Raw genomic sequence first — 12692 nt, forward strand, 5'->3', positions numbered from 1 at the left:
CTGAGGCCCGTGACCGAGAGCCCCGCGCCCCACAGCCTGCCCGCCACCGCCGGCGAGACGTCGGCCGAACGGCCGTGGCCCGTCCGTCACCTCTCCCCCAAGATCGGCGACTTCATCTCGCGCCTGCCCGCCGTGTGGGTCGAGGGACAGGTGCTCAACGTCAAGCGCTGGCGACACCTGGTGTTCCTCACGCTGCGCGACACGGACGAGAACATGTCGATCAGCGCGACGCTGCCCGCACGCGAGGCCGAGGCTCTCGGCATCGACCTGGTGGACGGCACCCGCGTGGTCATCCACGCCAAGCCCGAGTGGTGGACGCGCTCCGGCTCCCTGCAGCTCGCGGGGCGCGAGGTGCGGCAGGTGGGGCTCGGCGACCTGCTCGCGCGCCTCGAGGCGCTCAAGGAGGCGCTCGCCCGCGAGGGCCTGTTCGACCTCGACCGCAAGGTCCCGCTCCCGTTCATCCCGAGGACGGTCGGCCTGGTGTGCGCGACGCAGGGCGACGCGGAGCACGACGTGGTGGAGAACGCGACCCGGCGGTGGCCCGGCGTGCACTTCGAGATCCGCCGCGTCACCGTCCAGGGACCCCGCGCGGTCCCGGAGACCACTGCGGCGATCCGCGAGCTCGACTCGGTGCCCGACATCGACGTCATCGTGGTCGCGCGCGGCGGCGGGTCCTTCGAGGACCTCCTGCCGTTCAGCGACGAGGCGCTGGTCCGTGCCGCCGCGGCCTGCGAGACGCCCCTGGTGAGCGCGATCGGGCATGAGAAGGACTCGCCGCTGCTCGACCTGGTCGCGGACTACCGCGCCTCGACGCCCACCGATGCCGGCAAGCGCATCGTCCCCGATGCCGCCGCGGAGGCCCAGGGCCTCGCACGCGCGCGGCGGACGATGGCCGCGGCGGTCGAGCGTCACGTGGCGCGCGAGATGCTCGGCCTGCGCACCATGCGCTCGCGCCCGGTCCTCGCGCGTCCCGAGGCGATGCTCGCGCCCTACGCAGAGGCGGTCGCGCGGGGCCGCGAGCGCTCGACCCGTGCGATGACGGGCGTGCTCGACCGCGCCGGCGCGTCCACGCGCGAGCTCACGGCGTCGTTGCGCGCGCTCAGCCCGCTCAGCACCCTGGAGCGCGGCTTCGCCGTGGTGCGCACGCCCGAGGGCGGCGTGATCCGCGACGCCGCACAGGTGAGCGCGGGCGACGCGCTGCGCATCCGTGTCGCGCGTGGCGATATCGAGGCCACCGCGCGCTGACCGGCGGGGTCCTCTCAGCGCTTGTTGTTGCCGAGCAGAACGTCGAGCGCGTCGGCCCGGGAGGCGTTGTTGTGCGGCGCGGTGGTCTCCGTGCGGCGCGGCGCCTGGACCGTGGGCGGGAACGCGGGGATCTGCGCTGCCGAGGCTGCGGCGGCGGCCGGTGCCGCGGGCGCCGGGACGGCGGCCTCGGGAGCCTTCCACGTGCCTGCCTTGACGGCGGCGCTGCGGGAGCGCGCGGCCTTGGCGTACTCCTTGTGCAGCTGGCGGCCGAGCTTCGCGATGAGCGACTCCGGCACGGCGGGGTTCTCGATGAGCGCGTAGATGACGTCGACGTTCTTGTCCTTCGCGAGGTCCTCGCGGACCTCGAGCGGGATCGACTCGCGACGGTTGCGCGCGAGGCCGATGCGGACATCCGCTGCCGAGTCCTCGGCGAGCTTGAGCAGCGTCATGAGGGGCGTGCCCGCGTGCGCGGCGACGGCAGCACGGACCTTGACCTCGGGCGAGCGGGCGAGCGAGGCGAGCTCGCCGTCGGTGACCCCGTCGGGGATCGCCTTGAGCGCGCTCTGTCGGGCCGTCTGCTGTGCGTTGGAGTCGCTGAACATGTCCACCTCATCGTGTTGTTCCGGGAACGTACCCCATGAGAGGGCCGTATGTCCCGGGTATGACGACGTTCTCGGCACCAACCGCGAAGTTCTTGAGAGGCCGCCCGGTAGCGTGGTCGGCATGAGCAACGCCGCCGCACCTTCCGAGCGCCCTGTCGAGTCGCTGTCGTACGAGGAGGCGAGGGACGAGCTCATCTCGATCGTCGCCCGCCTCGAGGGCGGCAGCGCGACCCTCGAGGACTCCCTGGGCCTCTGGGAGCGGGGCGAGGCGCTCGCCGCGCGCTGCCAGGCGCTGCTCGACGGCGCCTACGCCCGCATCGCTGAGGCGGGGGACGACGGCGAGGCGTCCGACGCGGGCATCGTCGGCATCGTGCCCGCGGAGGAGGACGAGGAGGCCGACCGATGACCGACCACGTCCTGGTGATCGGCGAGGCCCTGGTCGATGTGGTCGTCCGCCCGGAAGGGACCGAGACCCACCCCGGAGGCTCCCCGGCCAACGTCGCGCTCGGCCTCGCGAAGCTGGGCCGCGCGGCGGACCTCCTCACGCACCTCGGGCTCGACCCCCATGGCGTGCTGGTCGCCGACCACCTGCAGGACGCCGGCGTCCGTCTGACCCCCGGCTCCGCGGGTCCGGGCGCGACCTCGGTCGCGACGGCCAGCATCGGCGCGGACGGCTCCGCGACCTACGACTTCGCGATCGACTGGCACCTCTCCCCCGGCGTGCGCCTGCGCAACGCGCCGCTCGCGGTCCACACCGGCTCGATCGCCGCGGTCCTCGAGCCCGGGGCGAGCGACGTGCTGAAGGTGGTGCGGGCCCTGCGCCACGGCGCGACGTTCACGTACGACCCGAACGCCCGTCCGACGCTCATGGGAGAGCCCTCCGCGGCTCGCGCGGCGACCGAGAGGTTCGTGAGGATCGCCGACGTCGTCAAGGCCTCCGACGAGGACCTCGCGTGGCTCACCGGCGGCGACGTGGACGATGCGGCACGCGCCTGGGCCCGGATGGGCCCCGCCGTGGTCGTGGTCACCCGCGGCGCGGACGGGGCGAGCGCATACCTCCACGACGGTCGCGAGATCCATGCGCCCGGCGTCCCCGTATCCGTCGCGGACACGGTCGGCGCGGGCGACTCGTTCATGTCCGGGCTGATCGACGGGCTGTGGACCGCGGGTCTCCTGGGAGGCGCGCAGCGTGCGGCGTTGCGGGAGGTCGACGACGCGACGGTGACCGCGATCCTCGAGCGCTGCGTGCGCATCGGCGCCCTCACCTGCTCGCGTCCCGGGGCGAACCCTCCCACCGCCGACGAGCTCGGCTTCTGAGGCGGCGCGCACGGTCCCTCAAGGATCGTGTGCGATCCGCGGCGAGGTGGGACCGAGGTCCCGTGGCGTCGTGCCACACTGGGCGCCATGACAACGGAGTTCCGCATCGAGCACGACACCATGGGCGAGGTCCGGGTCCCCGCCGACGCCCTCTACCGCGCGCAGACGCAGCGCGCCGTCGAGAACTTCCCCATCTCGGGGACCACGCTCGAGCGCCGCCACATCGAGGCGCTCGCCCGCGTGAAGAAGGCCGCCGCCCGCGCCAACGCGGAGCTCGGGGTGCTCGACCAGGACATCGCCGACGCGATCGTCGGCGCGGCCGACGCCGTCGCCTCCGGTCAGCACGACGAGCACTTCCCGGTCGACGTCTTCCAGACGGGCTCCGGCACGTCCTCGAACATGAACACCAACGAGGTCATCGCGACGCTCGCGACCCGCGCGCTGGGCCGCGACGTCCACCCGAACGACCACGTCAACGCGTCGCAGTCCTCGAACGACGTGTTCCCCACCTCGGTGCACGTCGCGGCGACGGCCTCGCTCGTGGGCGACCTCATCCCCGCGCTCGAGCACCTGGCCACGTCCCTCGAGACGAAGGCCGACGAGTTCGCCGACGTCTACAAGTCGGGTCGCACGCACCTCATGGACGCGACGCCCGTGACGCTGGGCCAGGAGTTCTCCGGCTACGCCGCCGCGATCCGCTACGGCGTCGAGCGCCTGCTGGTCGCGCTTCCGCGGGTGGCCGAGGTGCCGCTGGGCGGCACCGCGGTCGGCACCGGCATCAACACGCCCGAGGGCTTCCCGCAGCGGGTGATCGCGCTGCTCGCCGAGGACACCGGGCTGCCCATCACGGAGGCGCGCAACCACTTCGAGGCGCAATCCGCTCGCGACGGCCTGGTCGAGGTCTCCGGCGCGCTGCGCACCATCGCGGTGTCGCTGACCAAGATCTGCAACGACCTGCGATGGATGGGCTCCGGACCGAACACCGGCCTGGGCGAGATCCAGCTCCCCGACCTCCAGCCGGGCTCCTCGATCATGCCCGGCAAGGTCAACCCCGTGGTTCCCGAGGCCGTCCTCATGGTCTGCGCCCGCGTGGTGGGCAACGACGCGACGGTCGCGTGGGCCGGTGCGTCGGGCGCGTTCGAGCTCAACGTGCAGATCCCGGTGATGGCCCTCGGCACGCTCGAGTCCACGCGCCTGCTCGCGAACGCGAGCCGGGTGCTCGCGGACCGCACGGTGGTGGGGATCGTCGCGAACGTCGACAAGGCGCGCCGCCTCGCGGAGGCCAGCCCCAGCATCGTGACCCCTCTCAACCGGGTGATCGGCTACGAGAACGCCGCGAAGATCGCCAAGCACTCCGTGAAGGCCGGCCTAACGGTGCGCGAGGCCACCATCGACCTCGGCTTCGTCGAGCGCGGCGAGATCACCGAGGCGCAGCTCGACGAGCTGCTCGACGTCACCACCATGGTGGGCCGCTGACCTCACGCGCGTGACCTCACGCGCGTCGCGTAAACTCGTGGCGTTCTGATCGCACGGCCGCGGGACGGCCGATGCGGGAACAGCGCACCGGCGCCCGTGGTTCCCCTCGCTGGAGGTGTCACCATGTCACGCACTCGTGTCCTCATCCTGGGCGGAGGCTACGTCGGCCTCTACACCGCCCTCACCCTGATGCGGAAGGCGTCCGACCGCGTCGAGGTCACCGTCCTCGACCGCCGTCCGTACATGACCTATGCGCCCTTCCTGCCCGAGGTCGGCGCCGGCTCGATCGAGCCGCGTCACGCTGTGGTGCCGCTGCGTCGCGAGCTCGCCGGCGCGCGCATCCTGCAGGGCAAGGTCGAGGGCATCGACCATGCCTCGCGGCGCGTCACCGCGACCACGGACCTCGGCGAGGTCATGGAGCTCGACTACGACGAGATCGTGATCGCGCTCGGCGCCGTGTCCCGCACCCTGCCCATCCCCGGCCTGGCCGAGTTCGGCATCGGCTTCAAGTACGTCGAGGAGGCCATCAGCCTGCGCAACCGCGTCCTCGGCCGCATCGCGCGCGCCGCGACCACCGATGACGAGGATCTGCGCCGCAAGCTCCTCACCTTCGTGTTCGTCGGCGGCGGCTTTGCGGGCGTCGAGGCCTTCGCGGAGACCGAGGACATGGCGAAGGCCGCCCTGCGGTACTACCCCGAGCTCTCGCGCGACGACCTCAACTTCGTCATGGTCGAGGCCGCGCCGCGCATCCTCCCCGAGATGGGCCCCGAGATGGGCGGCTACACCGTCGAGGAGCTCGAGCGCCGCGGCATGCGGGTGCTGCTCGAGACCCGCCTCGACAGCTGCATCGACGGGCACATCGTGCTCTCCAACGGCGAGTCGTTCGAGGCGGACACGCTCGTGTGGACCGCAGGCGTGAAGCCGTCGCCGGTGCTCGCGACCTCGGACCTGCCGCTCGGCCCGCGCGGTCATGTCAACACGGCCGCGACCCTCCAGGTGATCGACGACTCCGGCGAGCCGATCGGCGGCGCATGGGCCGCAGGCGACTGCGCGCAGGTCCCCAACCTGGTCGAGGACGAGGGCGACTGGTGCGCCCCGTCCGCGCAGCACGCGGTGCGCCAGGCGAAGCACCTCGGCGCCAACATCGCGCGGTCGCTCAAGGGCGAGACGCTCACGCAGTACAAGCACAAGCACCTGGGCGTGGTGGCCTCGCTGGGCCTCAACAAGGGCGTCGCGACCACCATGGGCTTCAAGCTCCGCGGCTGGCCGGCCTGGTTCATGCACCGCACGTACCACCTCATGGCGATCCCCACGTTCAACCGCAAGGCACGCGTGGCGATCGACTGGGCGACGGCCGTGTTCTTCCGCCGCGACCTGGTGTCGATGGGCCGGATCCACGAGCCCCGCCGCGCGTTCGAGGAGGCTGCGCGCTCCTAGCCGCCCCCTCCTGACAGCCACAACGGAGTTCGGCGCGACACGCCGGGTCCACGGGGACGATGCGCCGGTTCCGCCGGCGTGTCGCCTCGAGATCCGTGGGGAGTGTCGGGGTGGGGCAGGCATGACGAAGGGCCCCGGGGTCTCCCCCGGGGCCCTTCGCGTGCCCTCCCCGACCGTCCCAGTGCCGGGAGGACGTCTACGCCGCGGACACCTCGCGGCACAGCTCCTCGACCAGGCACGCGGCCTGGGCCTCGCGCGCGGCCTCCTCGAGCGTGACGTCGTCGAGCTCCGCGGAGAGCACCTGGACCACGCTCACATCGAGCAGCAGGTCCTCGCGCACCACCGCATGCGCCTCCTCCGGCCAGTCCCCGCGCTGGCGCAGGCAGTCCGCGGTCTCCTGCGCGCTCAGGCGCGTCGCGAAGTAGTGCATGCCGCCGCACGAGAGCAGCCCACCCGTGTACGTCGCGCCGACGAAGTCGACGGACTCGACGTGGGGCTCGTAGCCCTCGACCCACGCGGCCATGAGACGGCGGAACCCGTCCACGCACATCGCGCCCGCAGGGTGCTCGCCGATCACCACGGAGTTGCCGTGCGTGGTCGCGAGCCGCATCTGCGACAACGGAGCGGCGCCGGCGATCGCGGCGACGTCGGTGAGTGCCTCGCGGGTCATCGTCATGGCGGCTCCAGGGCGTCAGGCGCGGCGGGCGCCGCGGTCTGCGCCCACTGTAGAGGCCATCGAGCGATTAATGCAACAACACCGTTGCGTTATCCGATCCGCCCGGATCGCGACGGAGCATGACAGCAGGAACGGAATCGGGCACGACACGCCGGGGTCACCCGCGCATCGTGCCCGTGCCCGCGGCGTGTCGCCGCGAGATCCGTTCCCAGTGTCGGGACGGTGTCGGGTGTCAGGCGCTCGCGATGGTGTCCTTCTTCAGGCGGCTCACGCAGCAGTCCGTGGGGCACACGTCCTGCCACGGGCCGAGGTCGGTGAGCGCCTCGCGCTCGCGCGGGGTCCCGCCCGGCGCGACGTGCCGCTCCTCGATGAGGTCCACGAGCCCCGCGACGAACGCCGGGTCGACGCCCACGGTCGGCACGCGCACGGGCACGATGCCGCGTCCCTGGCACGTCTCGACCGCCTCGTTGTCGAGGTCCCACACGACCTCCATGTGGTCGGACACGAACCCGATGGGCGAGATCACCAGCCCCTTGACGGACTCGGGCAGCGCCTCGATCGCATCGTTGATGTCGGGCTCGAGCCACGGGATCTCGGGCGAGCCGGAGCGCGACTGGAACACCAGGCTCCACGGCATGCCGGGGAACTCCTCGGCGACACGGTCCATGACGAGCGTCGCGACGGCACGCTGCTGGGCGACGTACCAGCCGCCGCCGGCGAACCACTCCTCGCCGCCGCCCGTCGGGACATCGTCGCCCGACGGGAGCGCCTCGCGCGGGCCGGAGGCGTCCGCCGCCGCGCTCGGGATCGAGTGGGTCGCGAACATCACGTGGGCGCCCTCGAGCAGGCCCTGCTCGCGCAGCGACGCGAGGCCCGCGCGCACCGCCTCGACGTTGGGGTTCACGAACCCGGGGTGGTCGAAGTACTGGCGCACCTTGTCGAGCTCGAGCTCGCCCTCGAGGCCCGTCTGCTGAAGCGCCTCCGCGAGGTCCTCGCGGTACGCGCGGCAACCCGAGTAGCTGGAGAACGCGGTGGTGACCAGCACCAGCACCTTGCGGTGGCCGTCGGCGTGGATCTCCTGGAGCGCGTCACCGAGGTACGGCGCCCAGAAGCGGTTGCCCCAGTAGATCGGGAGCCCGAGCCCGCGCTTCGCGATCTCGGCCTCGAGCGCGGCCTTGAGGTCGCGGTTCTGCTGGTTGATCGGGCTGATGCCGCCGAAGTGCCGGTAGTGGTGCGAGACCTCCTCGAGGCGCTCGTCCGGGATGCCGCGGCCGCGCGTGACGTTGCGCAGGTACGGGATGACGTCCTCCTGGCCCTCGGGCCCGCCGAAGCCGGCGAGCAGGATCGCGTCGTACGTGGTCGCGTCGAGGACGCGGGACGATGCGGCGAGCGGCTGGGTCATGACGCGAGCACCTCCACGGCCTCGGCGGTCGTCACACGGCGACCGGTGTAGAACGGGAGCTCCTCGCGCACGTGGCGGCGGGCCTCGGTGTAGCGCAGCTCGCGCATCATGTCGACCAGGTCCGTGACCTCGTCGGCCTCCATGGGCAGCAGCCACTCGTAGTCGCCCAGCGCGAAGGCGGCGACGGTGTTGGCGACCACGCCCTTGAATGCGGCGCCCTTCATGCCGTGGTCGCGCAGCATCGCGGAGCGCTCCTCCTCGGGCAGCAGGTACCACTCGTAGGACCGCACGAACGGGTAGACGGTCAGCCAGTTGCGGGGGTGCTCGCCGCGCAGGAAGCCGGGCACGTGGCGCTTGTTGAACTCGGCGTCGCGGTGGACCCCGGCGGCCGACCACGTGAGGGTCGTCTCCGCCAGCAGCTCGGTGGCGCGCAGCTCGCGCAGCGCCAGCTGGAGGTCCTCGAGCCGAGGACCGTGCAGCCACAGCATCACGGTGCCGTCGGCACGCAGGCCTGAGACGTCGTAGATGCCGCGCAGGACCACCTCCTGGTCGGCCATGTCGGCCACCGCGGCGTCGAAGTGCTCGACCACCTCGGCAAGGTCCTCGTCCGGGGCGTCGAGGAGCCCGTCGAGGACGGCGAACAGCGTGAATCCATCGTGAGTCTCGGTCATGCGCACCATCTTCCGATGGATCCGCGCACGTGGGAAATCGCTGGGACCTAGGTCCCGGGTGTCTCCGCGCCCGCGATCGAGGCCAGACCGGAGAGCCCCGCGGCTGCGCCGACCAGCTCGAGGCCGGGCAGCGGGCGTCGGTCGCGCACCGCACCGGGCGACGCGTCGGGCCACTCCACCAGGGTGGACGCCAGCACGCGGTCCGGGGGGAGGTCGACCCCCAGCAGCCGGTTCGCGTCCGCGAGCGCGCACGCGAGCAGGTCCTCGTCGGGGTCGGTCACCGCATACGACAACCGGACCACGTGCCTGCCGTCCGCACGCCGACGCAGCCATCGCCACTTCGCCGTCGCATGCGTGAGCGCCTTCGCGCGCGTCACCCCGCCGAGCGCCAGCACGCCTGTGCCGCGCGGCGCGCCGTCGAGCTCGGGCGCACGCAGCACCAGGGTCGCGAGCGCGACGGTGCGGCCCGCGGGGGGCACGAGAAGCTCCGGGACCAGCCGCTGCGCCTCGGGCTGGGGCACCGCGAGCACGAGCGTGTCCGCGACGAGCGTGCCGCCACCGGCATGCACGTGCCACGCCCCGTCGCGCCGCTGCGCCGAATCCGCCGACGTCGCGACCACGAGCCGGACGCCGGCCTCGCGAGCGGAGTCCGCGAGCGCCGCGGTGATCCTCCACACGCCTCCCTCGAGCCCGAGCACCGCGGAACCAGCCGGTGCGAGGCGCCGCCGCCGCTCCGCGAGCGCGAGCAGGCTCCCCGCGTCCCGCAGCTGCTGCGGCAGCGTGGGGTCGATCGCTGCGAGCGGGAGCTCGTCGAGCGGTCGCGAGTACACACCCTGGAGGACCGGAGCGACCAGGAGGTCCGCGACACGCACGCCCAGACGCGCCCGCACGAGCGACCCGACCGTCGCATCGTCCGCGACCTCGCCGAGCGGGCGCGAGCGCTCGAGCGCGGCCTCGGCCGCGGCTCCCCAGCCGATGATGCGGCGCACCTCGTGGTGCAGCGGCCGGGTGGGGATGCCGAGCCAGCCCGTGGTGGGCAGCGGATAGGAGCGGTCGGGCGTCACCACCCAGGCGGGCGCTCGCGTGGGCGCCACGAGCGAACCGCCCAACCCGAGCTCGCGGACAAGAGCCTCCACGGCGGGCGTCCGTGTCGCGAACGACTCCGCACCCGCATCGAGGGTGAGCCCCGCGACGCGCACCGGGCTCACGCGTCCACCCCAGCCGGGGCCGGACTCGAGCACCGTGACCACGGCGCCGCGACGCGCGTGGCGCCGCGCGGCGAGAAGCCCCGCGATGCCCCCGCCGACGACGAGGACGCGTTCAGCCACGCGCGTGGACCAGGTCGACGATGCGGTGGAGCACGTCGGGGTCCGTCTCGGGCGGCACGCCGTGGCCCAGGTTGACCACGTGGCCGGGCGCCTCGGCACCGCGCGCGAGGACGTCGAGCACATGCGCCTCGAGCACGTCGGCGGGCGCGGTCAGGCGTGCGGGGTCGATGTTGCCCTGGAGCGGGTAGGCACCCCCGAGGATGCGGTTGGCCTCGTCGAGCGGCAGGCGGTAGTCGACGCCCATGGCGGTCGCGCCGGCATCGGCCATGGGGCGCAGCAGGTGCGAGCCGTGGGCCGCGAAGTGGATGCGCGGGACCGGGAGGTCCGCGACCGCGGAGAGCGCCGCGGCCGATCCGGCCTGGCAGTGCGCGACGTAGTCCGCGGGTGCGAGCGAGCCCGCCCATGAGTCGAACAGCTGCACGGCGGAGGCGCCCGCGAGGACCTGCGCGCGCAGGAACAGCCCCGCGGCCTTCGAGGTCCAGGCGGTGAGCGCCTCCCAGACCTCGGGGGCCTCGATCATGAGGCGGCGCGCGCCCAGGTGGTCGCGCGACGGACGTCCCTCGACCATGTAGGCGGCGAGGGTGAACGGCGCACCCGCGAAGCCGATGAGGGGCGTCCCGCCCAGCTGGTCCACCGTGAGCCGCACGGCCTCGCGGATGGCGTCGAGCCCGGCGTCGAACGTGCCGCGGTCGCCCTCCTCACCGAGCGACGGGAGCGCCTCGACGTCCTCCATCGCGCGGATCGGGCGCGCGAACACGGGGCCCACGCCGGGGGCGATCTCGACGCCCACGCCAGCGACCTTCATGGGCACCACGATGTCCGAGAAGAAGATGCCGGCGTCGACGCCGTAGCGCCGCACGGGCTGCAGCGTGATCTCCGCCGCGAGCGCGGGGTCGAGGCACGACTCGAGCATGGTGGTGCCCTTGCGGACCTCCAGGTACTCGGGCAGCGAGCGGCCCGCCTGACGCATGAACCAGACGGGACGATGCGCGGGCGTCTCGCCGCGGAGCGCGGCGAGGAGGGGCGCGTCGGCGACGGCGCCGGTGGCGAGCGGATGGGCGGCGGGCAGCGAAGACATGACCTCGATTCTGCCTTGTCGGGGTCCCGTGTCAGAATTGAGGCCGTGTCCTTCCTGTCCCTTGTCGCCTCGCACCGCAACCGTGAGCTCGCCGTGCTCGAGCAGCTGCAGGTCGGTGCGGACACGCTCGCCTCGGAGCTGATCGACGCTCACGGCGCCGTCGCCGGCGCGGTGGTGCTCCCCACGTGCAACCGCTTCGAGGTCTACATCGAGACGGACGACACCGAGGCCGCGCGGGACGCCGTGGTCGACGCGATCGCGCGCGCGAGCGCGCTGGACCGCGAGACCGTCGAGCAGGCGCTGGTCCCCTACGAGGACGACGACGCGATCCAGCACCTCCTTTCCGTCACCTCCGGCCTCGAGTCGATGGTCGTAGGCGAGCGCGAGATCAGCGGCCAGGTTCGCCGCGCGCACATCGAGGCGCAGAAGCGCCAGCAGATCACCCCGCGTCTGGACCGTCTGTTCCAGTCCGCGCTGCGGACGTCTCGCGTGGTCGCGGCCTCGACGGGGCTCGGCACGTCCGGCCGCTCCGTCGTGTCCGTCGCGCTCGACCTGGCCGACGCGACCGTCGACTGGAACGGTGCGCGCGTGCTCATGATCGGCACCGGCGCGCTCGCGGAGACCGCGGTGGGGACGCTCCACGGCCGCGGCGCGCGCGTGGACGGCGTGTTCTCCCCCTCGGGGCGCGCGCAGGAGTTCGCGCTGCGCCACCGGATCGAGGCCGTCGAGCTCGACGGGCTCGAGCTGGCGATCCGCGAGGCCGATGTGGTGTTCGCCTGCTCCGGCGGCGAGTCCGTGGTGGTGACCCCGGCGCTCGTCGCGGCGGCGAGGCACGGCCTCGACGCCCCGCTCACGCTGATCGACCTCGCGCTCCACCGCGACATCGCGCCCGGCGTCGGCGAGCTGCGCGGCGTGACCGTCATCGGCCTCGACGATGTCGGCTCCTCGGCCCCCGGCGAGTCCGTGGGCGCGATCGACGCCGCCCGCTCCATCGTCGCGCACGCCGTCGCGCGCTTCGGCGACGGCGAGACGGCGCGCTCGCTCGACCCGGCGGTGGTGGCGCTGCGCGAGCACGTGTTCGGGCTGCTCGAGCGCGAGGTCGCGCGCATCCGCCCTGGCGCAGGAGCGCCGCAGGAGGCCGTCGACCGCGCCGACGAGACCGAGGCCGCGCTGCGCCGCTTCGCCAAGACGCTCCTCCACACCCCGACGGTGCGCGCGCGTGAGCACGCGCAGGCGGGCGAGGCCTCGCAGTACCTCGAGGCGATCCGCGCGCTGTACGGCATCGACGTCGCCGTCCCGGATGACGCGTGCCCGGTCGCGGAGATCGACTCCGAGGCCTCTCAGGGCTGATCACCTCCTCCCACACCGGCCATTTAGGGAACGAGGCCGTTCCGAAATAGCCCCGGGATGCGCTAGGTTAGGTGGGCCTTACCCGCGCACACGCCTGCGCACCACCCGAG

At 73.0% G+C, this 12692-nt stretch carries 12 protein-coding genes; 6 read left to right on the forward strand and 6 right to left on the reverse strand.

Annotated features, from left to right (window positions below; genetic code table 11):
- Window positions 1–9 precede the first annotated feature (9 nt).
- Window positions 10–1245 carry an exodeoxyribonuclease VII large subunit gene (gene xseA, locus AOM00_RS04685; protein ID WP_228373406.1) on the forward strand — a complete coding sequence of 412 codons (1236 nt, stop codon included), beginning with the start codon at window positions 10–12 and terminating at the stop codon, window positions 1243–1245.
- A 14-nt stretch (window positions 1246–1259) separates the two neighbouring features.
- Here xseA and AOM00_RS04690 read toward each other — a convergent pair whose 3' ends face one another.
- Window positions 1260–1847 carry a hypothetical protein gene (locus AOM00_RS04690; protein ID WP_062516679.1) on the reverse strand — a complete coding sequence of 196 codons (588 nt, stop codon included), beginning with the start codon at window positions 1845–1847 and terminating at the stop codon, window positions 1260–1262.
- Window positions 1848–1968: 121 nt separating this feature from the next.
- Between AOM00_RS04690 and AOM00_RS04695 the strand changes: the two genes are divergently transcribed.
- From AOM00_RS04695 to AOM00_RS04710, 4 genes are all read left to right on the forward strand, one after another.
- Window positions 1969–2253: an exodeoxyribonuclease VII small subunit gene (locus AOM00_RS04695; RefSeq protein ID WP_062516680.1), complete on the forward strand. Its 285-nt coding sequence runs from the start codon at window positions 1969–1971 to the stop codon at window positions 2251–2253.
- Window positions 2250–3164: a carbohydrate kinase family protein gene (locus tag AOM00_RS04700; protein ID WP_062516681.1), complete on the forward strand. Its 915-nt coding sequence runs from the start codon at window positions 2250–2252 to the stop codon at window positions 3162–3164. The genes AOM00_RS04695 and AOM00_RS04700 overlap by 4 nt, the downstream gene beginning before the upstream one ends.
- Before the next feature lie 87 nt (window positions 3165–3251).
- Window positions 3252–4640 carry a class II fumarate hydratase gene (locus AOM00_RS04705; protein ID WP_062516682.1) on the forward strand — a complete coding sequence of 463 codons (1389 nt, stop codon included), beginning with the start codon at window positions 3252–3254 and terminating at the stop codon, window positions 4638–4640.
- A gap of 123 nt (window positions 4641–4763) precedes the next feature.
- Window positions 4764–6077 carry an NAD(P)/FAD-dependent oxidoreductase gene (locus AOM00_RS04710; RefSeq protein ID WP_062516683.1) on the forward strand — a complete coding sequence of 438 codons (1314 nt, stop codon included), beginning with the start codon at window positions 4764–4766 and terminating at the stop codon, window positions 6075–6077.
- 196 nt (window positions 6078–6273) lie between these two features.
- Here AOM00_RS04710 and AOM00_RS04715 read toward each other — a convergent pair whose 3' ends face one another.
- The 5 genes from AOM00_RS04715 to hemE all read right to left on the reverse strand — a co-directional run bounded on the left by AOM00_RS04715 (window position 6274) and on the right by hemE (window position 11232).
- Window positions 6274–6753 carry a hypothetical protein gene (locus tag AOM00_RS04715; RefSeq protein WP_062516684.1) on the reverse strand — a complete coding sequence of 160 codons (480 nt, stop codon included), beginning with the start codon at window positions 6751–6753 and terminating at the stop codon, window positions 6274–6276.
- A 232-nt stretch (window positions 6754–6985) separates the two neighbouring features.
- Window positions 6986–8155 carry a ferrochelatase gene (locus tag AOM00_RS04720; protein ID WP_062516685.1) on the reverse strand — a complete coding sequence of 390 codons (1170 nt, stop codon included), beginning with the start codon at window positions 8153–8155 and terminating at the stop codon, window positions 6986–6988.
- On the reverse strand, window positions 8152–8826 hold the full coding sequence (gene hemQ / locus AOM00_RS04725) for a hydrogen peroxide-dependent heme synthase (protein ID WP_174442330.1): 675 nt from the start codon (window positions 8824–8826) through the stop codon (window positions 8152–8154). Before hemQ ends, AOM00_RS04720 begins: the two co-directional genes overlap by 4 nt.
- Before the next feature lie 47 nt (window positions 8827–8873).
- Window positions 8874–10154, reverse strand: coding sequence for a protoporphyrinogen/coproporphyrinogen oxidase (locus tag AOM00_RS04730; RefSeq protein ID WP_062516687.1), 1281 nt, complete (start codon window positions 10152–10154; stop codon window positions 8874–8876).
- Window positions 10147–11232, reverse strand: a complete 1086-nt coding sequence (hemE, locus tag AOM00_RS04735) for a uroporphyrinogen decarboxylase (RefSeq protein ID WP_062516688.1) — start codon at window positions 11230–11232, stop codon at window positions 10147–10149. The genes AOM00_RS04730 and hemE overlap by 8 nt, the downstream gene beginning before the upstream one ends.
- A gap of 45 nt (window positions 11233–11277) precedes the next feature.
- Here hemE and AOM00_RS04740 point away from each other — a divergent pair, with 45 nt between their 5' ends.
- Window positions 11278–12582 (forward strand): glutamyl-tRNA reductase, encoded by a 1305-nt coding sequence (locus AOM00_RS04740; RefSeq protein WP_062516689.1) that lies wholly within the window; start codon window positions 11278–11280, stop codon window positions 12580–12582.
- Window positions 12583–12692: the final 110 nt, after the last annotated feature.

This window comes from Demequina gelatinilytica (assembly GCF_000971115.1).
Taxonomy (GTDB): Bacteria; Actinomycetota; Actinomycetes; order Actinomycetales; family Demequinaceae; genus Demequina; species Demequina gelatinilytica.